Below are 19,716 nucleotides of genomic sequence, written 5' to 3'. Positions count from 1 at the left end.
AAACGCCCCCGCGAGGGGGCGTTTCGTTTCGCGCCTTAGTCGAGCTTCGACCAGTTCTGCGCCTTGCACAGAAGCCCGCCCGCGACACAGCCCGAAAGCTTCATCGCCTTGCCCGAAAGCGCGATCTTGCCGATGTAGATCTTGTCGTTCGAGGGCCGCCAGACCTTGCCCTCATAGGCGCCCTCCCCCTTCGGCGCCATGTCGATCACGATCTCTCGGCCCAGGTTCTCGGACTTGTATTCGCCCTCCGCCTTGAAGGTGCGCGCGATCGTGCCGCAGAAATTCGCCCCGCAGGGCGCAATCTTCACATAGGCATAGGCGCCGTCGTCGGGCTGCGTCTTCCACATCCCCTCGATCGGATCGGCCATGGCGGCGGTGGCGGCCAGCCCGAACACGGCGGCCATCAGAATGGATTTCATCTTTTCCTCCCGGTTTCCCTGAACGTCAGAACGCCACAGCCCCCGATTCCCGGCAAGCCTGACGTGACGTTGCCGCAAGGCTTGGCAAGCGCGCGCGCGCGTGGCAAGACGCGCAAAACCAAGGAGAGACCGATGATCCTCTATCCCGCGATCGACCTCAAGGATGGCCAATGCGTCCGCCTGCTGCATGGCGAGATGGAAAAGGCCACGGTCTTCGGCGACGACCCGGCGGCGCAGGCGGCGAAATTCGAGGCGGCGGGCTGCGAATGGGTGCATCTCGTCGATCTGAACGGCGCCTTTGCCGGCCAGCCGGTGAATGCCGCGGCGGTCGAGGCGATCCTCGCGCGGATCACCGTGCCCGCGCAGCTCGGCGGCGGCATCCGCGACATGGCGACGATCGAAGGCTGGATTTCCAAGGGCCTCGCGCGCGTGATCCTCGGCACGGTGGCGGTGGAGAACCCGGCGCTGGTGCGCGAGGCGGCGAAGGAATTCCCGGGCAAGGTCGCCGTCGGCATCGACGCCCGCGGCGGGCGCGTGGCGACGAAGGGCTGGGCGGAGGAGACCGACGTGATGGTCACCGACCTCGCGAAAAGCTTCGAAGACGCCGGCGTTTCGGCGATCATCTACACCGACATCATGCGCGACGGCGCGATGACCGGCCCGAATATCGCCGCGACCGAGGCGCTGGCCCGCGCCGTCACGATCCCGGTGATCGCCTCCGGCGGCGTCTCCTCGCTACCCGACCTGATCGCGCTGCGCGACACCGGCGTGATCGCGGGCGCGATCTCGGGCCGGGCGATCTATGACGGCGCGCTTGATCTGACCGCGGCGCTCGCGGCGCTGAAGGCGTAAGGGGGCGCTGCCCCCGTCGCCTTGCGGCGACTCCCCCGAGGTATTTCGGGCAAGATGAAAGCCTCCTTCTTCTTGGTCCAAATACTCCGGGGGTGCGGGGGCGGCGCCCCCGCCCTTTCGCTTCCCATCCCGCGCCCGCGGCGTTATCAAGGCGCCAAAGGAGAGGCCCATGCTGAAGACGCGCATCATCCCCTGCCTCGACGTGGCCGAAGGCCGCGTGGTGAAGGGCGTCAATTTCGTCAATCTGATCGACGCGGGCGACCCGGTCGCCGCCGCCAAGGCCTATGACGCGGCGGGCGCCGACGAGCTTTGCTTTCTCGACATCAAGGCGACGCATGAGAACCGCGGCACGATGTATGACCTCGTGACCCGCACCGCCGAGCAATGTTTCATGCCGCTCACCGTGGGCGGCGGCGTGCGCAGCCATGAGGACGTGCGCAAGCTGCTTCTGGCCGGCGCCGACAAGGTCTCCTTCAACTCCGCCGCCGTCGCCAATCCCGATGTCGTGGCCGAGGCCGCCGATCGGTTTGGCAGCCAGTGCATCGTCGTCGCGATCGACGCGAAGACGGTCGCGCCCGGCCGCTGGGAGATCTTCACCCATGGCGGGCGGAAATCGACCGGCATCGACGCGGTGGAATTCGCGCGCACCGTCGAGGCAAAGGGCGCGGGGGAGATCCTGCTCACCTCGATGGACCGCGACGGCACGCGCGCGGGCTTCAACCTGCCGCTCACCCGCACCATCGCCGATGCGGTGAACATCCCGGTGATCGCCTCCGGTGGCGTCGGCACGCTCGACCACCTCGTCGAGGGCATCACCGAGGGCCACGCCTCGGCGGTGCTCGCCGCCTCGATCTTCCATTTCGGCGAATTCACCATCCGCGAGGCCAAGGAACACATGGCCGCCGCGGGCATCCCCGTGAGGCTTGCATGACCACGCTCGAGCGGCTCGCCGCCACCATCGAGGCGCGCAAGAGCGCCGATCCCGACAGTTCCTGGACGGCGAAGCTGCTGTCGAAGGGGGCGCAGAAATGCGCGCAGAAATTCGGCGAGGAGGCGATCGAGGCCTGCATGGCGGTCGCGAAGGGCGACCGCGAGAACCTCGTCTACGAGAGCGCCGACGTGCTTTACCACCTGCTCGTGATGCTCGCGGCCGAGGGTGTCGCGCTCGGCGAGGTGCTGGCCGAGCTCGAACGCCGCGAGGGCACCTCGGGGATTGCCGAAAAGGCCGCGCGGCGCTGAGTCCTCTTGAAAAATCCGTGTCTTGCCCTGACCTTGAGGTCAAGGAGGAGCGGACATGGACAAAAAACCGAAAGGATACTGGATCGGCCACGTCACCGTCGACGATCCGCAGGCCTATCAGGCCTATCGCGAGGCCAATGCGGTGGCCTTCGCGAAATACGAGGGGCGCTTTCTCGTGCGCGGCGGCGCGCAGGAGGTGGTCGAGGGCGATCTGCGCCCGCGCGCGGTGGTGATCGAATTCCCCACGATCGAGGCCGCCCGCGCCTGCTATCTCAGCCCCGAATACCAGCACGCGATGGCGCTGCGAACGCCGATCTCGGTGGCCGATCTCTGCATCGTCGAGGGCTGGGCGGAATGACGGTGCCCGCCTATTGGGTCGCCCATGTCAGCGTGAGCGACCCGGAGGGCTATGCCGCCTATCGCGCCGCCGCGGCCGGGCCGATCGCGGCGGGCGGCGGGCGCATCCTCGCGCTTGGCGGCGCGCAGGAGGTGGTCGCCGGCGCGATCCGCCCACATACCGTGATCGTCGCCTTCCCCTCGCTTGCCGCGGCGCATGCCTGCTATTTCGGCGAGGGCTATCAGGCGACGCTCGCCCGGCGCGACGCGGCGGCGCAGGTCGACCTCGCGATCGTGACCGGCCTGCCCGGCTGAGCGCATCTTGCCCTCCCGCGGGACGGCGCTAGACTGATCCCCATGTTCAAAGCGCTTCTCGACCTGCTCGCCGAACCCCGCCAACCCGCGCCGCTCACCGCGGATGACGCGGAGCTTGCGCTTGCCGCGCTGCTCGTGCGGCTCGCGCGCGCCGACAACAATTACGACGACAGCGAGCGGATCCGCATCGAGCGGGTGCTGGCCAATCGCCGCGGGCTCAGCCCCTGGGAGGCCGCCGATCTCCGCAGCCGTGCCGAGGTGGTCGAGGAAGGCGCGCCCGATACCGTGCGCTTCACCCGCGCGCTGAAGGAAAAGATCGCCTATGAGGACCGCGCCGGCGTGATCGAGGCGCTTTGGGACGTGGCGCTTGCCGACGAGGCGCGCAGCCCGGAGGAGGACGCGCTGATCCGGCTCGCCGCCTCGCTCCTTGGCGTGAACGACCGCGATTCGGCGCTCGCGCGGCAGCGGGTAGAGGCGCGCCGCCTCTGACTCGCCTTCCGCGCGAAGAGCCCCGCGCCAGCGCCCATTCGCACGGCATCTGCCTGTCATTTTGGCGGCTCCCCTGCGTCAGGCGTCACTCGCCCGTTGCATTCCCCCCCGAAATCGCGCCAACTTGACCGGATGGACAAAGAGAAGCCCCAAGTGACCGAAGCTGCGCCAGTCATCGAAATCCGCGATCTCCACAAGAGCTACGGCTCGCTCGAAGTGCTCAAGGGCGTGTCGATTCGCGCCGACCGGGGCAAGGTGATCTCGCTCATCGGCTCCTCCGGCTCGGGGAAGTCGACGCTCCTTCGCTGCTGCAACCTGCTCGAGGACAGCCAGCGCGGCGAGGTGCTGTTCTCCGGCGAGGCGGTGAAATGGGCGGGCGAGGGCCTGCGCCGCCACCCCTCCGACCGCGCGCAGGTGACGCGCTTTCGCACCAACCTGTCGATGGTGTTCCAGCAGTTCAATCTCTGGGCGCATATGAGCATCCTGCAAAACGTGATGGAGGCGCCGGTCACCGTGCTTGGCCGGTCGCGCGCCGAGGTCGAACCGCTCGCGCGCGAATATCTCGCCAAGGTCGGCATCGGCGACAAGGCCGACAACTGGCCCGCGCAGCTTTCGGGCGGGCAGCAGCAGCGCGCCGCGATCGCCCGTGCGCTCTGCATGCAGCCGCAGGCGCTTTTGTTCGACGAACCGACCTCCGCGCTCGATCCCGAGCTGCAGCAGGAGGTGGTGAAGGTGATCAAGGATCTCGCGAACGAACATCGCACGATGATCCTCGTCACCCATGACATGCGGCTCGCGGCCGATGTCTCCGATCACGTCGTCTTCCTGCATCAGGGCAAGATCGAGGAGGAGGGCCCGCCCGAGACCCTCTTCGGTGCGCCGAAATCGGAACGGCTACAGCAATTCCTGTCGGCGACGGCGCCGGCGTAAAACCAAGAAAAGTCAACATCAAGCAAGCTCAACAGTGGAGACTTCGATGAACAAGCTGATCCTCACCGCCGCGGCGCTGGCCCTTTCGGCCGGCACGGCATTTGCGCAGGACGTGGTGCGCATGGGCACCGAGGGCGCCTACCCTCCCTACAACTTCATCAACGACAAGGGTGAGGTCGACGGGTTCGAGCGCGAGCTGGGCGACATCCTGTGCGAGAAGGCCGAGGTGAAATGCACCTGGGTCACCAACGAATGGGACAGCATCATCCCGAACCTCGTTTCCGGCAACTATGACACGATCATGGCCGGCATGAGCATCACCGACGAGCGCAAGCAGGTGATCGACTTCACCGAAGCCTATTACCCGCCGGCGCCCTCCTCCTATGCCGCGCTGAAGCCCGACGCCGACCTCAAGGGCGTGGTCGCGGCGCAGGTCGGCACGATCCAGGCCGATTACGTCGCCAAATCGGGCGCGACGCTGCTCGAATTCGCCACGCTCGACGACACCGTCGCCGCGGTGAAGAACGGGGAGGCCGATGCGGTCTTCGCCGACAAGGATCCGCTCAAGGCCTTCGTCACCGAAGACAGCGGCCTGCAGTGGGTCGGCGCGGATGTCGCGCTGGGCGGCGGCGTCGGCATGGGCCTGCGCAAGTCGGACACCGAGCTGAAGGCGAAGTTCGACAAGGTGATCGAGGCGATGAAGGCCGATGGCTCGCTCAACGCGCTGATCCACAAGTGGTTCGGCGACGAAACCGCCGGTTTCTGATCTGAAAGGGAGCGGGCGGAGCGGGTTTCCCCCTCCGCCCGTGCCATGCCATGTTCGCATCCTGCGCCGATCCCTCACAACTCGACGGCCTAGCCTGGCTGCTGTGCTACCTGACCACGGGCAAGCAGTTCCTGTTCTATGGCTCCTTCCTGACCGTGATTGCGCTGATGGTGATCGTGGCGCCGGTGGCGCTCGCCTTCGGCTTTGCCGGAGCCATCGCGGCGCGGGCGCATTTCGCGCCGCTGCGCTGGCTCGGCAAGGGTTACACCGCGATGGTGCGCGGCGTGCCCGACATCATCTTCTTCCTCTTCGTGCCGGTCGCGATGGACCAGGGGCTCGAATATCTGCGCTCGAAGGTGCTCTGCCCCTCGACCGGCCAGTCGCCCTGGCATGACGGCGAGTTCACCGTCTGCGCCGCGGCGAAGCTGCCGCTCTCGACCACGCCGCAGATCTGGCATGAGGTCTATGGTTTCGTGCTCGCCGTCGTCGCCTTCGCGATCGTCTTCGGCGCCTTTGCCGCGAACGTGCTTTACGGCGCGATGAACGCGGTGCCGCGCGCCCAGCTCGAGACCGCCGAGGCCTATGGCATGACCCCCGCGCAGGTGCGCCGGCGCATCCTGATCCCGCAGATGTGGAGCTATGCGCTGCCCGGGCTGTCAAACCTCTGGCTGATCCTGGTGAAGGCGACGCCGCTCCTCTTCCTGCTCGGCATCGAGGATATCGTCTATTGGGCGCGCGAGCTTGGCGCTACGAAGTCGGGCTTCTATGCCTATCCGCACCCCGACTGGCGGGTGTGGTATTTCCTCGTGCTGCTGCTCTATTACCTCGGGATGACGAAGATTTCGGAATATTTCCTGGGCAAGCTCACCACGCGGCTCGCCCGCGGCCAGGCCACGATGGCCGGCGAAGCGATGCGGAAGGCCGGCGCATGACCGAGATGACCTGCCCCGAGATCGTCTCCGCCTATGCGTTCCGCTCGCTCGGCTTCGGCGAGCGGCTGCTGCCGCGCGGCGAGATCACGCTCTGCCACGAGTTCACGCTGATCGGCTCCGGTCTGATCTGGAACCTCTATTTCGGCGTGCTCGCGCTCGCCTTCGGCTTCTTCTTCGCCAATGCCCTCGCGCTGGCGAAGGCCGCGCCCAGCGCGCTGATCCGCAAGCCCGCGGAATGGTTCATCTTCGTGTTCCGCGGCTCGCCGCTCTTCATCCAGTTCTTCCTCGCCTATGAGGCGCTGGTGCTGCTGCCCAAAACCGGCTTCGACCTCTGGGGCCTGATCGTGCCGACCGACTGGACGACCTCGGCCTGGGCCGGCGCGCTCTTCGTGCTTTTCCTCAATACCTCGGCCTATGCCGCCGAGATCTTCTACGGCGCGCTGATGTCGGTGCCGAAGGGCGATATCGAGGCGGCCGACGCCTATGGCATGACCGGCTGGACGAAGTTCCGCCGGGTGCTCTGGCCCACCACGCTGCGCCTTGCCTGGCCCGCCTATACGAACGAGGCGATCTTCCTCGTGCATGCCACGACGCTCGTCTTCTTCTCGGGCTTCCCGGCGTTCCAGCAACGCGGCGACGCGCTTTATTACGCGAAATATTTCGCGGACAAGACCTTCAACCCATTCATCCCCTACCCGATCGCGGCCTTCTACTTCATCTGCCTGACGGTCACGCTCATCACGGTATTCGGGGTGATCAACCGCCGCCTGAACCGGCATCTTCCGGGCGCGATGCGCCCCAAACTCAAGGTCAGGCCGCAAATCATCAGGTGAGGAAATGGACTGGCTGAAGGAGCACCCCGAGGTGCGCACCATTCGCGTGGCTGCGGCGGACCTCAACGGGGTGGCACGGGGTAAGCGCATACCCGCAAGGTTCACGAGCAAGGTGTTCACCGACGGAACGCGATTCCCGTTCTCGGTGCTCAACCTCGACATCTGGGGCGAGGACATCGAGGACAGCCCCCTCGTCTTCGAGACCGGCGATTGCGACGGTCTCCTGATGCCCACCGAGCGCGGCTTCATGCCGATGCCCTGGCTTTCGGCGCCGACCGCGCTTTTGCCGATCTGGATGTTCCACATGGACGGCCGCCCCTATGCCGGCGATCCGCGCCAGGCGCTCGCGCGCGTCGTCGACCGCTACAAGGCGCGGGGGCTGACCGCGGTGGTCGCGACCGAGCTCGAATTCTTCCTGATCGACGACAGCGGCACCAAGCTGCGCGTGCCGCCCTCCCCCCGCTCGGGCAAGCGGCGCACCGGCGGCGAAACGCTGAGCCTGCGCGCGCTCGACGCGTTCGACGCCTTCTTCACCGCGCTCTACGAGGCCTGCGAGGAGATGGACATCCCCGCCGACACCGCGATTTCCGAGGCGGGGCCGGGCCAGTTCGAGATCAACATGATGCACCAGGCCGACCCGCTGAAGGCGGCGGACGACGCCTGGCTTTTCAAGATGCTGGTGAAGGGGCTGGCGCGCAGCCACGGTTTCGCCGCGTCGTTCATGGCGAAGCCCTATGACATCTGGTCGGGCAACGGGATGCACACGCATTTCTCGATCCTCGATGCGGCGGGGAAGAACATCTTCAACGACGGCTCGGAGAAGGGCTCGCCGGCGCTGCGCTCGGCGGTCGCCGGCTGTCTCGCCGCGCTGCCCGGCTCGACGCTGATCTTCGCGCCGCACGAGAACAGCTATGACCGGCTGGTGCCCAATGCCCATGCGCCCACCGGCATCGGCTGGGCCTATGAGAACCGCACCGCGGCGCTGCGCATCCCGGCCTCGGGCCCGGCGGCGCGGCGGATCGAGCATCGCGTGGCCGGGGGCGACGTGAACCCCTATCTGATGATCGCCGCGATCCTCGGCGCCGCGCTGATCGGGATCGAGGACGGCATGACCCCCGACGACCCGATCAAGGGCAACGCCTATGCGCAAAGCCTGCCGCAGCTGCCCGCGACCTGGAACCTCGCGATCAACCGCTTCGCCGAATGCCCGCTGGTGCGGCGCATCTTCGAGGCGGAGCTGGTCGAGAACTTCCTGATGACGAAGCGGCAGGAGATCCACTACATGGCCGAGCTCTCCGATCAGGAGCAGACCGAGCTTTATCTCGACACCGTCTGAGGGGGCGCCGCCCCCGCTGCTGGACGGGACCAAAATATTCTGGAACGCGGAACGCGCTTCGCTGGAATGGACGTTTCTCACGCCTTCGGCTTTTCAGCTTCAATACTGGTCACGAAACCGCCTGCGTCGATCTGGTGGCGGACGGACTTGATCGACCAGAGGCCAGAGACGCCCGGTCTGAACCCTACAGCCATGACGCGGCCTTCGGCGGCGATGAGAGGGTTCCCGACCAAGCTCACACTGAAGCTGTCGTTCCCGCGAGCGCAACGGCCAAGCTCTGCCTCTGCCGCGCGCTTCGCCTCAGCTTCGGTGCAGTATGGGTGGCGCAGCTTGCGCACTGGGCTTCCCTTACCGGCGACAACCTTCTCGCGCTTTCCGGTCTGCGCGTTGTGCCAATGAGCTTCGGCTGAGCTGTAGGCGCCCCGCGTCGCCAATGTAGCGGACCATCGCAAACTGCCACTCAGCGTGACCACCTGCGGAACCATGTCGATACCGCTTGCCGTTTTCCCCTCTCCTTTACCGATGAACAGGAGCGTCTGCCCTTTCACCGTCGCGAGCGCGTCGTGCTCCTCCCCAAGCCGCAGCAGGAAATTCATGTCACTCTCTTCGGTCTGGTCGATGTGCTCTATCAATATCGACTTGAAGGCATCGCTCACCTTGGCTTGCAGCTTGTGCTCTCCGGCGATCGTCGCGACGATCTGCCCGATCGTCTTCTTGTCCCAAGCCCGCGTTTTCTGATCCTTCAGGTCTCCACCAAGTGCGGCGGCCTTGCCGCGGATCACAATCTGATCCGGAGGGCCGCTCATCGTTACCTCGTCGGCAGTGAACGCGCCCATCGGAAACAGGAATGTCTCCTTGTAGCCCATCGCAACCACGAGCAGCGCACCGGGAACTGGCAGCTCTACAGCCCCACCACGATCGTCGAGCGTGATCTCGACCTGATCCGACTTCGTTCCGGCCTCGTCGCTCACTGAAAGAGAAAGCAGACGGCCCTTGATCTGAGAGGTGATGTTCACCCCGGCGGCGACGATCTTGAAATCCGGCGTCATCGATCAATCCCAGAGCCGCACGGTCGCGACGACATCGGTTGCGTCCTCGACGGCCGGAAGCTCGATGACGATGCCGGAAGGCATGACCGCCCCGAGCGCCGCCAATCCCCGGTTCGCCTCCAGAACGGCCGGGACATGAGCATTCGAGCCATAGTGCGCAAGGCAGATTGCGTCGAGGACGTCGCCATCCTTGGTTCGATACTTCATACCAGCCTCGCAAGCGCGGAGAGCGCGGCGAGCCCGGTCGAAAGCGCACCGAGCCCTCCATTGTCCGCGCCGTATTCCTTGAGTGTCACAGAGAAATTGATGAGCCGCGGGGCACCATCGGCCAGGAGCTCTGACTTCGTCTCGTCGATCTTTGTGATGACATACTGACCAAGCACCACGCCACCATAGCCTTCGAGCAGAATGAGCGGCTTGCCGATCGCACCTTGGGCACGCATCAGGGCAACCTGACTATAGCCACCCTTCCAGTGCGGTAGGATCTCGCCTTCAAGCGTGATTTCGTCAGATCCGGCCCCGACATATTGCTGAGCCGGCTTGCGCCCGATGCGCGCCTGCTCAGCCCACCTGTAGCTCGTCGAGCGGCGCAGCTGCTGATAGGCGGCCGTGTCCAGCATGAACGGATAAGGCCCGAGCATCATCATCACCTTAGTCATGCATCTGCCTCCTCAGATCAGACATGGCACGATCTTGCGCCGCCTGCAGCTCGCGCTGAACGAGGGCGCGGATCTTCTCCGCGTCGCTCCCAGAGCTGCCGTTGATCGTCATGCTCATGGAATATTGCGGTGCGAAACTGATCTGCCGCCCTGCATGCCCTGCCGAGGCTGTTGCCACGGTCGCGATGGACGGCACCTGGGCGCTGCTTGCCGGCGTAGGGGAGGAGATCGAGCGCACGACTGCGCGAGCACGCATTGCCAGATCAAGCATGCCCCTCAAGGCGCCATTGTGCGCGATGTAGCCGCCTTCTGTTGCGTATCGCAATTCCGGACCATTCTCACCGGTCAGAAGCCACCCCGGATTGAACGCACCACCAGAGGCGCGTGCCTGCACCTTCGCGGGTGCACTGGTCGCCGCTGCGCCGGCACCTGACACGGCGACATTGACCTTCGCGTTTCCGGGCAACGCCCCCCGGATCGTTGAGGCCACGGCCTCCGCAGCGGCCTTCACAACACCGAGCTGAGCGCGCATTCCGGCGGCGATCGAGGTGACAAGACGCGCGCCTTCAGCGGTAAAGTCCATGCCGGATAGTGATGCCGACATTTGGCCGAACACGCCCTGAACGGCCTTCAGAACTTCGTTCGCCGCTGTCGTGATCCGCGGGAATTCCGCCAGAAGCTGCTCGGCCGCCTTCGACGCCGCGAGCAGGGTTTCCGGGTTGTCGATCACTTGCGGGGCGGCCGCCTCTGTGCCCTTGATCTGATGAAGCAGATCCAACATCTCCCGGGCCTTGTCGACATCGCCGCCCGGGAAGAGCTGTCCCTCTCCGCTGGCGACCTCGGCCTCAAGCTCGGCCTGCACATCGGCGAGGCCGATTATCCCGGCGCGGTATTGCTCGACCAGCTCCACGCCGCGATCCCACTGCCCGAACATGCTCTTGGCGCGGTTTTCCAGACGCTGATCAAGCGCGTCGCCAGCATCGCCGAACAAGCCTCCCAGATCCGGCATATCCGGGATGATGTCTGACCAGTTCCAGCTCGGAAGGACATCCGACCACTTGAAATTGAACCAACGGCTGATGTCGAGCAGACCGATGACATCATGCCAACTGAAGCCGGGGATGAACTCCATCCAGCGCAGGGGAGAAAGGTAACTTGCCCAGTTGAGCACCTTCAGGACGTTCGCCCAGGTGAAGGCATGGATCACGCCGGACCAGCTGAAGCCGGGGATGAATTCCAGCCAGCGCAAGGGCGAAAGGTAGCTGACCCAGTTGAGCACCTTCAGGACGTTGTCCCAGGTGAACGCATGGATGACGACGGACCAGTCAAGCACAGGGATATCGGCGAACCATCCGATGACCCCCTGCACGAAGTTCACCACGGACGAGAGCGCGCCTCCGACGAAAGCCCCGACAGATGCCCCCCAGGAAACCCATTGCGCGGCGCTTGCGTCCAAGGGGCCGATCAGCCGCTTCACCCAGCCAAAGAGGCCGGAAATTGCCGTTCCGACCCCCTCCACAATGGGCCGTGCGGGGCCAAGCGCAGCCATGAAGGCCTGACCGAAGGCGCGGAAGAACGACGTGAGGCCAGCCCAGTTGTTGTAGATCCAGACACCGGCGAGAGCGATGCCCGCGATTGCCGCCCCAATACCTGTTGCCAACAGGGCGACACGCAGCAGGGTCAGCGCCCCCCGAACCAAGCCGATCGGATTGACAATCTGCACCATGGCGAGGCCAAATTTCAGAGCGCCAAAGCTCAGCGCGGACCATGTGCTCACCAGGGCGGAAAGGCCGAAGAGGATTGGCGCCGAAACTGCCGCGATTGCGCCCAGACCGGCAACCACAGCGCCGATGGCGGTGACAAGCCCAGGATTTGCGTCGATCCAGCGGAAGACCCGATCGAGAAAGGCGTCGATCACCGGTGCAATCCGCTCGACGACCGGTAGCAGGCGTTCACCGATTTTCTGGCGCAGGACATCCACCTTCTGCGCCATCAGCATCATCGCCGCATCCCAGTTGCTGTCGGCGGCCCGGGCCATCGTTTCAGTAAAGGCGTTCCCTTTGGCCGCAGCGTCTCCAAGCGCCTCCGCATTGGCGCGCACGGCCTCCTCCTGACCATACAGCGCCTTGATCAGCTTCATCGCCTCTTCGGTTCCGAACGCCTTCTGGATTTCCGCGCTTTCGAATGCGTTAAGCGTATCGCCATAGCGCGCCTTGAGATCAGAAAGGATGGCGGGCATCTCCCGCAGCTGGCCATTTTCGTCGAGGATACGCACCCTGACGGGGTGGTCCAACGTCACCTTCATCTTGCCGAATTCTTCGTGAGCCTTGGCCGCGTTCGTCGCGAATGCTCTCAAAGCGGTGCCCGCCTCGCCCGCCTGCATCTGCTGCTGCATCATCCCAAGCAGAGCCATTTCCTCGGTCATCTTCATGCCAAGCTGGACCGCACCGGCACCGGCGCTCTCGATCGCCTGCTGCATCTTGCCGCCGTCGGTCTTGAACTGCTGCACCGATGCGGCAAGGGACGCGCCGAACTGTTCACCGAATTGCGCGTCGGTCAGGTCGGACATCTGCTTCTTGAAGATCCCGTAAGACGTCGCAAACAGGCTCGTCATCTGTTCGGCCTGCCCCTTGGTGGCCTTGGCGACGATCATCGCCGAGGCGGTCATCTCTGCAACGCCCTCGTCGGTGAGCGACGCGATGCCGGACTTGATGTCGTAGGAGGCGCGCACGAAGGCGCCGGCGGTGATACCGGCCAACCTGGTCTGCATCTCCCGCCCCTTGCTCACGACTGCGTCGAGATCCTTGACGCCGAGTGTCGCGAGCTCGCCTTTTGCGCGCTCCACCTCCCTGATGCTGTCGGTAAACCCGGTGACGAGACGCTGCGCACCCCAGGCAATGCCCGAGGCTGCCGCACCTCCACCTGCGAGTTTCATCGAAAGCTGAAGGCGCTTGTTCATCCGCTCCGAAGCCGCCGCCACCGCCTTTTCGGCGTCGCGCAACGGCGCTGTGATCTTGTTGGCCAGCGAGATCAGGACATCGACGCCAACGGAAGTAGTGCTCATTGCGCGCGCGCCTCCAGCTCAAGATAATGCGTCGCTCTCTCGAAGGCTTCGAGCAGCTCCTCCACCGGCATGTCGTCGATTTCCGACGGCTGCCAGTGGAAGTGGCGCCCCATGAACAGGGCGATCGGCAGGAACCTTACGGGGTCTGATCCGCCGATGCGCCCATATACTCCCCCACCTTGTCGGAGAGCACCTTGAAGTCGTCGGGATCGAGTTCGCCGACGAATTTCGGATCCACCTCGGCGAGGTCGGCGATCAGCGTCATCGCCTTTTCCATCTCGTCCTTGATGCCCTGCATCTTCTTCAGATCGCGCATCTTCGGCCGCCGGATCGTGAGCGAAGTCACCTCTTCGCCTTGAAATTTCACGGGGTATTTCAGGGTAACCGTGTCCATGTCCGTTTCTCCTTAGCGGGAAATGTTGGCGCGGTGTTCTGCGAGCAGGTCTTTGCCCTTGACCTTGAACACCATGTTTTCCTGGTCGATCTCGTAGAGCTCGACGCCGTCGCGCTCGCGCTTGTAGTAGCGCAGGCTGATCTCGAGCTTGAGCGGCACGCCCTCGCCCTCTTTCCACTCGCCCTCGTCGATCACCTTCGCGAAGCCGCGCATGGTGATCTTGTGGGCATGCGTGGCGCCGTCGGCATCTTCCGCAGACCCCTTGACGGTGAGCGGGATCGACGCGCCTTCGCCGATGCTGAGGGTTTCATAGAGGTGCGGGTCGAAGCCCTCGAACGTCAGCTCGCAGCTCAAGACGTTGGCGAGCCGCGCCATGCGCACCTCGATCGGGCCGGACATGCCGGCCGCCTTGTATTCGCGCACGGCGATCTCGATCTTCGGCACCTTCGCCGAGGTTGCCAGCCCGGCATAGCCGTAGCCGTCGACGAAGACGCCGATGTATTTCAGGATGTCACGCATCTCTCAGCCCTCCTCAGGCGACGTTCGGCAGCACCTCGGTGAGGTAGCCGTTGTTGATCATGGAACGGAAAGTGATGTGCTCGGCGGTCGGCGTCTCCACCCAGTCATAGTCGAAGTAGACGCGCCCGGCTTCGAGCTCCTCTGCGGTGTTCAGATCCTGGTTGGCCCAGCACTTGAAATCCACCAGCGCCCCCACGGCGACGAGGTGCCGACCATAGGCGTTCACGCCTTCGACGACGTCTTCGAAATAGGTGCGGTCTGCGTTGCGGTCGACGGCCCAGAAGTGCGCCTGCATGATGCTCTCGTTGATCATGTCGGCGACGCGGCGGCGCTTGATGAAGGCCCATTTGGCATCGCTCGAACAGCTGCGGTTGCCCCACAGCCGATAGCCATCACGGTTGATGATCGTGGCCACTTCCTGCTCATTGAGCAGATTGGCGCGCGCGGTGGCATCTCCGAGCGAGAAGTCGATGGCGCGCGCGGTGCCGACGATACCGGTGATCTCGCGGTTCGACGGCGAGTGCCAGAAGCCGCGCTCGGCGTCCGACTTGGCGATCAGACCAGCGACCCTCCCCGACGCCGGGCGCACGATCTCTGCATCGGTAACGGTGTCCCATACCTTCACCCAGGGATCGACCAGATACACGCGATCCGACCCGAACTGGGTGCGATAGGTGATCGCGGCCGCGTCGGTCGTATTGGGGCCGTCCGCGATGATCACCGCGCGCAGCTTGGTGGCGATCGCGATCATCTCCGAAACCACCGCCTGCACCTGCGTGAATTCCGGCGCAATCAGAATGCGGGGCGTGACGCCCAGAACGCTTTCGGCAGCGACAAACGCCTGCACGCCCTCGGGCTGCCCGGTCAGGTCATCGATACCGCCGATGATGTTGCTGATCGTTTCGGCTTCGTCGGCCCCCTCGGCCACACGGACCAGGACGATCACCGCACCGGCCTGATCGAAGATGTCATCGATCGCCGCGGCCAGCGTGCCCGCCGTCCCGAGGCCACTCGCATCAGCCCGTTTGCCGGCGACCAGAACCGGCGTATTCAGCGGGAATTTGCTCGCATCGGCATCCGGCGCAGTGCCGATCAGCCCGATGACGGACGATCGCACCGTGGTGATGGGGCGCGTGCCGGTGTCGATTTCGACGACCTCCACGCCATGCAGAAACTGTTCGGCCATGATTGCTCTCCTTTCAGGTGTTCGGCGGGGCAAGCGCGGAGATCGCGCTCATCGCATTGGTGATTGCTGCCTCGATTTCGGCAGGTGTGGACGCCTGCGCGATTGCATCGCGGGTGGCTCGACGCAGGCCAGTGGCCGTGGAGATCACCGCAAGATACTGCTCCGCCATCTCGACGATCAGCGATGCGAGCGCCATGTCATCCTCTCCGGTCTGTGCCGCTTCGGCGAGGATCACCGCCTGCGTCTCCCCGCCGAGATGCGCCCTCGCGGCCGCAGCCTTCGTGCCCCAGCCGGCGATCTCCTCCGCCAGAACGCCTGACGTGTAACCCCGCAGCAGGTTGTCGAGTGCCCCGCGCAGCTCTGCCTGCGCCGCAGATCGCAGTTGATCGAGCTGCAACGCGGGGTCGATCGCCGCAAGAACCGGAACACCGTCGACCACCTCTATCACCCGACCGCAGTTGACGCCGGCGAGCAGGGCCGCATGGGTTTCGCTATCAATCTCGATCGCGTCATCCGGGATGGTGATGTGCACATCGGCCGAAAAAAAGCCTTTCGCGCTATGTGAATAGAACATCATCGATCTCCTCAGCATCCGGTTGCGAAGTAGAAGAAGTTCGTCGTCACGAATTCCCCCATATGGTTGAGCGCTGACGCCTTGAAGCTCGTCGGCGTCCAATCCGCGACGCTCGTGCCGATGATCGCGTGGGTGGCAGCCGTGTAGTTGGCCGCATTCGCGGTGGCGATGATCCTGTTGACGCGTGTCGGAAATGCGACCGGAAAGGTGATCGTTGCAGGTGTTCCGGTGTCCGATGTCTGCCCTAGCCCCCATTGAATAATCAGACCGCTCGGGAGCATCTGATATCCGTAGGTATTGAGCACAGCGCCGAACTGTGCCGCCGAGGTCATCTGATCCCAGGATCCCCACACATCATTCGTCTTTCGCCGCCGCCAGGACCGCACACCGTCGATCTCAATCATGGTCTGCACCGCACTCGCACTGTGCTGACCTGCCCAGTGCTCCACGAGCATGCGCCCGGCGACCCCGGCGGGCGCCCCAGCGGGATCTGTGATCCGATAGACGCCGGAGATATTGATATCCGTCAGCGCGTTGACGAGCGGGGCAGACGCTGTCGCAAGGCCAATCGAGCTCAGCGCTGCACGAGTGCTTTTCGGCGTCATGGCCACGCCGGTGGCAATGCCATCAGCGCCTTCTGCATCCGTCGCGGCGGTCACCGTGATGGTGCGGTTTCCGGACAGGTTTCCGCCACCGGTTGCGAGCCCTCCCGCGGTGATCGTCGTCGTCTTCAGCGCTCTGGTCTCGGCGTTGTCATTGGCAGCCTTGACTGCACTCGGCGTCGCGGCTGTCGTGGTGCTCGTCGAGTTGGTCGCGGTGTTCAGTTTGACGAGGCCCGCCACGGCGGTGGAGGCGGCAACGACAGTGTTGAGCAACGCATCGACGCGGTTCCGCAGCCAACGGGTTCTCTTCGCCAGTTGCTGGGCCGGGATATTCGCGAGGCCCGCGCCGGTATCCTCGTTGGGGGCGCCGCCCACGACGGGATCGGTGGTTTCGATCTGATAGATGCCTTCGGGAAAAACGTCTGTTTCAGGCAGATTGGACATCAAGCGACCCCATAGCTGAAGGTTCCATCGTAGAAGATCGAGCCGTCGTAGATGTTGATAGCGCGCGTGAAATCGAGCGCCTTCAGATGGCAGCGCGCGGGCGCCACGGTTTCGAGAATGCGACGCAGCTTCTCGGCGCGCGCAATCGTGATCGGCTGATCCAACACCAGCCGGTATTCGGCCCAGTGATCCTCGGGTGCGAAGATCTCAGACCCATCGTATGTCACTGATCCGTCGAACAGATTTGCGCCGTAGTGCTCGACCAGTTGCGCCGATCCGAAGCCAAGCACGGCCAGGGTGCGTTTGATGGCCCAAGGTGTGCCCTTGTGCCGCTGGATCTCGATCGCCGCAGCGATGACCGCGCGCTTGCGCCCATCCGTCCAATCCGAATTCCAGTCGTCGACCGAAAGCGCCCAGGCTAGATACGGCAGAAGATCAGCCGGGCATTCGGATGGCGACCAGAGCGCGGCCAAGGGAGTTTCGAGGTCAAGCAGCGACGTGATCAAGGTTTCAAGTGCACGTTCGAGCGGCGTGGCGTTGGGAGGCAGGAGCGTCATGCGGCCTCCGTGGCGCTGATCGTGGAGCCACTGCAAAGCGGTGCGGCGGTCACATCGGTTTCGATATCCGCGATCGGGGAGGTCAGCACGACACGGGTCACTCCGGCCTGGTGCAACGCCGCCATGATGCCGGAGACGGCCACAGTTCCGCCAAGCATATGCACGCTATCGAGGTAGGCGGTGAGCTTGCGGCGCGCGCGCGCGAGCACGAGATCTCTGTCCGGGCCGCTTGCGATTTCCAGCGTCGCGGCGACCGCATAGGTGACGATCATCGGTGCGCTAACGATGACGTCGTCGCAGAGCGGCCGCACCTCCTCTGCATTCAGCGCGCCATGCACCGTTTCCAGAAGGGCATCTGTCGGCATCCCGGCCTCATCGGTCGAGAGTATCGTGACGAGCACACTGCCGGGTTGCGGCGAGGTGACCGACACGTCCCGCACCAAGGGCGACGCGCTGCGGGCGTGGTATTCATAGGCTCCGACGCTGCCTGCGGTGGTGTAGGCCTCGGGCGCAAGCTGAGTGCGCGCACGCAGAGCATCATCGTCTTCGTAAATCGCGGCGGCGTCCTCAGTCGCCTCCGCGATAAGGAGCCGCGAGGTGCCAAACAGCGCAGCAAGGTTTTCGAGGTCTGCACCGGTTGCAGTTGCCAGCATCGCACCACGAGCGGCATCGTTGATCCGAGCACGCAGGAGCAGCACCACATAGCTGAGCAGCTCGAGAAGTTTTCGCAGCGGTTCGCTTTCAAGCGCGAGCGCTTCCTCGACCTCAGGCATGAGCTCGACGAGGCGTGTGATCGCATCGTTGAGAACAACATCGTAATCGAGCGTCTCGATCACGTCGGGAGCGGGCAGCTCGGAGAGATTGATCTTCGCAAACCGGCTCATAGCACAATCCCGTCGAGCATGATTTCCTGCCCGTCAGGGAGGTATTCGCCGTAAATGGTCAGGCTGATCTGTCCGCCTTCGAGGTCTTCATTCGTCGCGGTGGCGAGCACTTTCGTGACGCGCAAGCGCGGCTCCCAATCGCGCAGAGCCTCGACCGTCGCCGCATAGATCTGCGCGATCGTCAGTTGCGTCAGGTTCTGGTCGATCAGGTCGAACAGCTGCGACCCGTAATCGCGCTTCATCACCCGCGACCCGATCGGGGTGGTGAGGATGTCGATAACGGACTGCCGCAGGTGACCAATGCCATCGAGCGCGCTGCCGTCGGATTTGCTCATCCCGGCCCAGCTCATTTCGGTTCTCCGGTGTCCGCAGGGCCCGGGACGATGCCCCCATGAACGTGGGTCTTCAGGCTGATGCCATCGGCGATCACGTCACCGTTGACCACGACATTGCCGGGCGCCGTGATATTCACGGATCCGCCGGCGATCTCGATGATGACGCCGCCAGGATAGACGGCCCGGTAGGTTTCGGCGGCGGCTTGCGCGGCATTCGTGCCATTCGAAATCGCGCAGACGATCACACCTTGGGCGAGATCTCCGGAAGTGGCGACGACGAGCACCTCCTCGCCGACGCTGTAACCCCACGACTGGTGCGCATCACCCGCCCTGGATGTCCCCATGCGCACCCACCCGGTGAGCAGTTCACCAATGCGAACGCGAGCACGCGGCGGGTTGCTGTAGTCAACCTGCTCGATCACCCCCGCCTGCGCAATGTTGGAGATCCGCCGGTCATTTTCGGCTTCGGCGAAGCGGCTCATTTCAATGCCCCTTCGCTGCTGAGGGCAGCGTAATCCTGGGCATGATCAACCCCCACATTCGGCGCGCGCGAGATCATGATCTCCGGGCGTTGCACAGCTTCGGCTCGCCGAGCGATGACGCCATCGACCGCGAAACGCATCGAGCTGACGACCTGCGTATCGCGCACGGTGTCGCGCAGCTCAGCGAGGGTAAAACGGGCGCGCTCAGTCAATGCACCGCTCCCCACCATCTCGAACGGGAGAAGCACGGTGTCGCCGACGAGGTTCGCGATCAGGAGCTCGACGGGCAGCGCATCGATCGCATCCGCCCTCAGTTCGAGGCGCAGATAGCCCGTCAGATTGGAGACCAACTCCCAATCCGCGTCGCGTTCCTGGAGGATCCCGCCGGTCGATTTGAACGAAAGCGCCTCGATCGCGGCCGTCGGATGCACGTCCCCCCATGCGCTGACCATCGCCTCAGGCAGCGTCGCGCTCATTCGGAGCGCCACTTCTGAAATAAATCTGGTGCGCAGATGCATGG

Annotated in this window: 26 protein-coding genes; 11 read left to right on the top strand and 15 right to left on the bottom strand. The window is 64.4% G+C overall.

Annotation, left to right across the window (positions count from 1 at the left end):
• Nucleotides 1-35: 35 nt before the first annotated feature.
• Nucleotides 36-419, bottom strand: a complete 384-nt coding sequence (locus tag AB7U46_RS11400) for a DUF2147 domain-containing protein (RefSeq protein WP_428337096.1) — start codon at nucleotides 417-419, stop codon at nucleotides 36-38.
• A gap of 132 nt (nucleotides 420-551) precedes the next feature.
• Between AB7U46_RS11400 and hisA the strand changes: the two genes are divergently transcribed.
• The 11 genes from hisA to AB7U46_RS11345 all read left to right on the top strand — a co-directional run bounded on the left by hisA (nucleotide 552) and on the right by AB7U46_RS11345 (nucleotide 8,447).
• On the top strand, nucleotides 552-1,271 hold the full coding sequence (gene hisA, locus AB7U46_RS11395) for a 1-(5-phosphoribosyl)-5-[(5-phosphoribosylamino)methylideneamino]imidazole-4-carboxamide isomerase (RefSeq protein WP_428337095.1): 720 nt from the start codon (nucleotides 552-554) through the stop codon (nucleotides 1,269-1,271).
• A 169-nt stretch (nucleotides 1,272-1,440) separates the two neighbouring features.
• Entirely contained in the window at nucleotides 1,441-2,202 is a 762-nt protein-coding gene (gene hisF, locus AB7U46_RS11390) for an imidazole glycerol phosphate synthase subunit HisF (RefSeq protein WP_428337094.1), read from the top strand.
• Nucleotides 2,199-2,510: a phosphoribosyl-ATP diphosphatase gene (locus AB7U46_RS11385; protein WP_428337093.1), complete on the top strand. Its 312-nt coding sequence runs from the start codon at nucleotides 2,199-2,201 to the stop codon at nucleotides 2,508-2,510. The genes hisF and AB7U46_RS11385 overlap by 4 nt, the downstream gene beginning before the upstream one ends.
• Before the next feature lie 55 nt (nucleotides 2,511-2,565).
• Nucleotides 2,566-2,868, top strand: a complete 303-nt coding sequence (locus AB7U46_RS11380; RefSeq protein ID WP_428337092.1) for a DUF1330 domain-containing protein — start codon at nucleotides 2,566-2,568, stop codon at nucleotides 2,866-2,868.
• Nucleotides 2,865-3,161: a DUF1330 domain-containing protein gene (locus tag AB7U46_RS11375; RefSeq protein ID WP_428337091.1), complete on the top strand. Its 297-nt coding sequence runs from the start codon at nucleotides 2,865-2,867 to the stop codon at nucleotides 3,159-3,161. The genes AB7U46_RS11380 and AB7U46_RS11375 overlap by 4 nt, the downstream gene beginning before the upstream one ends.
• Before the next feature lie 42 nt (nucleotides 3,162-3,203).
• The gene (locus AB7U46_RS11370) at nucleotides 3,204-3,650 is read left to right on the top strand and encodes a TerB family tellurite resistance protein (RefSeq protein WP_428337090.1); all 447 of its coding nucleotides are present in this window, start codon (nucleotides 3,204-3,206) and stop codon (nucleotides 3,648-3,650) included.
• 153 nt (nucleotides 3,651-3,803) lie between these two features.
• Nucleotides 3,804-4,580, top strand: a complete 777-nt coding sequence (locus tag AB7U46_RS11365) for an ABC transporter ATP-binding protein (RefSeq protein WP_428337089.1) — start codon at nucleotides 3,804-3,806, stop codon at nucleotides 4,578-4,580.
• A gap of 46 nt (nucleotides 4,581-4,626) precedes the next feature.
• Nucleotides 4,627-5,346, top strand: a complete 720-nt coding sequence (locus AB7U46_RS11360; RefSeq protein ID WP_428337088.1) for a transporter substrate-binding domain-containing protein — start codon at nucleotides 4,627-4,629, stop codon at nucleotides 5,344-5,346.
• 50 nt (nucleotides 5,347-5,396) lie between these two features.
• Nucleotides 5,397-6,278 (top strand): ABC transporter permease, encoded by an 882-nt coding sequence (locus AB7U46_RS11355; RefSeq protein WP_428337087.1) that lies wholly within the window; start codon nucleotides 5,397-5,399, stop codon nucleotides 6,276-6,278.
• 5 nt (nucleotides 6,279-6,283) lie between these two features.
• Nucleotides 6,284-7,111, top strand: a complete 828-nt coding sequence (locus AB7U46_RS11350) for an ABC transporter permease (RefSeq protein ID WP_428337105.1) — start codon at nucleotides 6,284-6,286, stop codon at nucleotides 7,109-7,111.
• 4 nt (nucleotides 7,112-7,115) lie between these two features.
• Nucleotides 7,116-8,447: a glutamine synthetase family protein gene (locus tag AB7U46_RS11345; RefSeq protein WP_428337086.1), complete on the top strand. Its 1,332-nt coding sequence runs from the start codon at nucleotides 7,116-7,118 to the stop codon at nucleotides 8,445-8,447.
• 77 nt (nucleotides 8,448-8,524) lie between these two features.
• On the opposite strand, the gene AB7U46_RS11340 is transcribed toward AB7U46_RS11345, so the two are convergent.
• The 14 genes from AB7U46_RS11340 to AB7U46_RS11275 all read right to left on the bottom strand — a co-directional run bounded on the left by AB7U46_RS11340 (nucleotide 8,525) and on the right by AB7U46_RS11275 (nucleotide 19,714).
• Nucleotides 8,525-9,496 carry a contractile injection system protein, VgrG/Pvc8 family gene (locus AB7U46_RS11340; RefSeq protein WP_428337085.1) on the bottom strand — a complete coding sequence of 324 codons (972 nt, stop codon included), beginning with the start codon at nucleotides 9,494-9,496 and terminating at the stop codon, nucleotides 8,525-8,527.
• Between the two features lie 3 nt (nucleotides 9,497-9,499).
• Nucleotides 9,500-9,703 carry a tail protein X gene (locus AB7U46_RS11335; protein WP_428337084.1) on the bottom strand — a complete coding sequence of 68 codons (204 nt, stop codon included), beginning with the start codon at nucleotides 9,701-9,703 and terminating at the stop codon, nucleotides 9,500-9,502.
• Nucleotides 9,700-10,155 carry a phage tail protein gene (locus AB7U46_RS11330; protein WP_428337083.1) on the bottom strand — a complete coding sequence of 152 codons (456 nt, stop codon included), beginning with the start codon at nucleotides 10,153-10,155 and terminating at the stop codon, nucleotides 9,700-9,702. The genes AB7U46_RS11335 and AB7U46_RS11330 overlap by 4 nt, the downstream gene beginning before the upstream one ends.
• Nucleotides 10,148-13,219 (bottom strand): phage tail tape measure protein, encoded by a 3,072-nt coding sequence (locus AB7U46_RS11325; protein WP_428337082.1) that lies wholly within the window; start codon nucleotides 13,217-13,219, stop codon nucleotides 10,148-10,150. The genes AB7U46_RS11330 and AB7U46_RS11325 overlap by 8 nt, the downstream gene beginning before the upstream one ends.
• Nucleotides 13,220-13,355: 136 nt before the next feature.
• The gene (locus tag AB7U46_RS11320; RefSeq protein ID WP_428337081.1) at nucleotides 13,356-13,613 is read right to left on the bottom strand and encodes a phage tail assembly protein; all 258 of its coding nucleotides are present in this window, start codon (nucleotides 13,611-13,613) and stop codon (nucleotides 13,356-13,358) included.
• Nucleotides 13,614-13,625: 12 nt separating this feature from the next.
• On the bottom strand, nucleotides 13,626-14,132 hold the full coding sequence (locus tag AB7U46_RS11315) for a phage major tail tube protein (protein ID WP_428337080.1): 507 nt from the start codon (nucleotides 14,130-14,132) through the stop codon (nucleotides 13,626-13,628).
• Between the two features lie 13 nt (nucleotides 14,133-14,145).
• Complete coding sequence (locus AB7U46_RS11310; RefSeq protein ID WP_428337079.1) at nucleotides 14,146-15,318, bottom strand: phage tail sheath subtilisin-like domain-containing protein; 1,173 nt, start codon at nucleotides 15,316-15,318, stop codon at nucleotides 14,146-14,148.
• A 13-nt stretch (nucleotides 15,319-15,331) separates the two neighbouring features.
• Complete coding sequence (locus AB7U46_RS11305) at nucleotides 15,332-15,895, bottom strand: hypothetical protein (RefSeq protein ID WP_428337078.1); 564 nt, start codon at nucleotides 15,893-15,895, stop codon at nucleotides 15,332-15,334.
• A gap of 8 nt (nucleotides 15,896-15,903) precedes the next feature.
• Nucleotides 15,904-16,938 (bottom strand): pyocin knob domain-containing protein, encoded by a 1,035-nt coding sequence (locus AB7U46_RS11300; RefSeq protein WP_428337077.1) that lies wholly within the window; start codon nucleotides 16,936-16,938, stop codon nucleotides 15,904-15,906.
• Entirely contained in the window at nucleotides 16,938-17,495 is a 558-nt protein-coding gene (locus tag AB7U46_RS11295; RefSeq protein ID WP_428337076.1) for a phage tail protein I, read from the bottom strand. Before AB7U46_RS11295 ends, AB7U46_RS11300 begins: the two co-directional genes overlap by 1 nt.
• Complete coding sequence (locus tag AB7U46_RS11290; protein WP_428337075.1) at nucleotides 17,492-18,379, bottom strand: baseplate assembly protein; 888 nt, start codon at nucleotides 18,377-18,379, stop codon at nucleotides 17,492-17,494. The genes AB7U46_RS11295 and AB7U46_RS11290 overlap by 4 nt, the downstream gene beginning before the upstream one ends.
• Nucleotides 18,376-18,729 (bottom strand): GPW/gp25 family protein, encoded by a 354-nt coding sequence (locus AB7U46_RS11285; RefSeq protein WP_428337074.1) that lies wholly within the window; start codon nucleotides 18,727-18,729, stop codon nucleotides 18,376-18,378. The genes AB7U46_RS11290 and AB7U46_RS11285 overlap by 4 nt, the downstream gene beginning before the upstream one ends.
• Nucleotides 18,726-19,196, bottom strand: coding sequence for a phage baseplate assembly protein V (locus tag AB7U46_RS11280; protein WP_428337073.1), 471 nt, complete (start codon nucleotides 19,194-19,196; stop codon nucleotides 18,726-18,728). Before AB7U46_RS11280 ends, AB7U46_RS11285 begins: the two co-directional genes overlap by 4 nt.
• Nucleotides 19,193-19,714: a hypothetical protein gene (locus AB7U46_RS11275; RefSeq protein WP_428337072.1), complete on the bottom strand. Its 522-nt coding sequence runs from the start codon at nucleotides 19,712-19,714 to the stop codon at nucleotides 19,193-19,195. The genes AB7U46_RS11280 and AB7U46_RS11275 overlap by 4 nt, the downstream gene beginning before the upstream one ends.
• Between the last annotated feature and the right edge of the window lie 2 nt (nucleotides 19,715-19,716).

The sequence above is a fragment of the Paenirhodobacter sp. genome, assembly GCF_050177655.1.
Classification (GTDB): domain Bacteria; phylum Pseudomonadota; class Alphaproteobacteria; order Rhodobacterales; family Rhodobacteraceae; genus Rhodobacter.
The sequence above is the reverse complement of the archived record's forward strand: the minus strand, read 5'-3'. Positions and strand labels throughout refer to the sequence as shown.

Bases quoted from the DNA above. Each gene is read 5' to 3' on its own strand.
- AB7U46_RS11400 (WP_428337096.1), bottom strand. From the start codon at position 419: ATGAAATCCATTCTGATGGCCGCCGTGTTCGGGCTGGCCGCCACCGCC.
- hisA (WP_428337095.1), top strand. From the start codon at position 552: ATGATCCTCTATCCCGCGATCGACCTCAAGGATGGCCAATGCGTCCGC.
- hisF (WP_428337094.1), top strand. From the start codon at position 1,441: ATGCTGAAGACGCGCATCATCCCCTGCCTCGACGTGGCCGAAGGCCGC.
- AB7U46_RS11385 (WP_428337093.1), top strand. From the start codon at position 2,199: ATGACCACGCTCGAGCGGCTCGCCGCCACCATCGAGGCGCGCAAGAGC.
- AB7U46_RS11380 (WP_428337092.1), top strand. From the start codon at position 2,566: ATGGACAAAAAACCGAAAGGATACTGGATCGGCCACGTCACCGTCGAC.
- AB7U46_RS11375 (WP_428337091.1), top strand. From the start codon at position 2,865: ATGACGGTGCCCGCCTATTGGGTCGCCCATGTCAGCGTGAGCGACCCG.
- AB7U46_RS11370 (WP_428337090.1), top strand. From the start codon at position 3,204: ATGTTCAAAGCGCTTCTCGACCTGCTCGCCGAACCCCGCCAACCCGCG.
- AB7U46_RS11360 (WP_428337088.1), top strand. From the start codon at position 4,627: ATGAACAAGCTGATCCTCACCGCCGCGGCGCTGGCCCTTTCGGCCGGC.
- AB7U46_RS11355 (WP_428337087.1), top strand. From the start codon at position 5,397: ATGTTCGCATCCTGCGCCGATCCCTCACAACTCGACGGCCTAGCCTGG.
- AB7U46_RS11350 (WP_428337105.1), top strand. From the start codon at position 6,284: ATGACCTGCCCCGAGATCGTCTCCGCCTATGCGTTCCGCTCGCTCGGC.
- AB7U46_RS11345 (WP_428337086.1), top strand. From the start codon at position 7,116: ATGGACTGGCTGAAGGAGCACCCCGAGGTGCGCACCATTCGCGTGGCT.
- AB7U46_RS11340 (WP_428337085.1), bottom strand. From the start codon at position 9,496: ATGACGCCGGATTTCAAGATCGTCGCCGCCGGGGTGAACATCACCTCT.
- AB7U46_RS11335 (WP_428337084.1), bottom strand. From the start codon at position 9,703: ATGAAGTATCGAACCAAGGATGGCGACGTCCTCGACGCAATCTGCCTT.
- AB7U46_RS11330 (WP_428337083.1), bottom strand. From the start codon at position 10,155: ATGACTAAGGTGATGATGATGCTCGGGCCTTATCCGTTCATGCTGGAC.
- AB7U46_RS11325 (WP_428337082.1), bottom strand. From the start codon at position 13,219: ATGAGCACTACTTCCGTTGGCGTCGATGTCCTGATCTCGCTGGCCAAC.
- AB7U46_RS11320 (WP_428337081.1), bottom strand. From the start codon at position 13,613: ATGGACACGGTTACCCTGAAATACCCCGTGAAATTTCAAGGCGAAGAG.
- AB7U46_RS11315 (WP_428337080.1), bottom strand. From the start codon at position 14,132: ATGCGTGACATCCTGAAATACATCGGCGTCTTCGTCGACGGCTACGGC.
- AB7U46_RS11310 (WP_428337079.1), bottom strand. From the start codon at position 15,318: ATGGCCGAACAGTTTCTGCATGGCGTGGAGGTCGTCGAAATCGACACC.
- AB7U46_RS11305 (WP_428337078.1), bottom strand. From the start codon at position 15,895: ATGATGTTCTATTCACATAGCGCGAAAGGCTTTTTTTCGGCCGATGTG.
- AB7U46_RS11300 (WP_428337077.1), bottom strand. From the start codon at position 16,938: ATGTCCAATCTGCCTGAAACAGACGTTTTTCCCGAAGGCATCTATCAG.
- AB7U46_RS11295 (WP_428337076.1), bottom strand. From the start codon at position 17,495: ATGACGCTCCTGCCTCCCAACGCCACGCCGCTCGAACGTGCACTTGAA.
- AB7U46_RS11290 (WP_428337075.1), bottom strand. From the start codon at position 18,379: ATGAGCCGGTTTGCGAAGATCAATCTCTCCGAGCTGCCCGCTCCCGAC.
- AB7U46_RS11285 (WP_428337074.1), bottom strand. From the start codon at position 18,729: ATGAGCTGGGCCGGGATGAGCAAATCCGACGGCAGCGCGCTCGATGGC.
- AB7U46_RS11280 (WP_428337073.1), bottom strand. From the start codon at position 19,196: ATGAGCCGCTTCGCCGAAGCCGAAAATGACCGGCGGATCTCCAACATT.
- AB7U46_RS11275 (WP_428337072.1), bottom strand. From the start codon at position 19,714: ATGCATCTGCGCACCAGATTTATTTCAGAAGTGGCGCTCCGAATGAGC.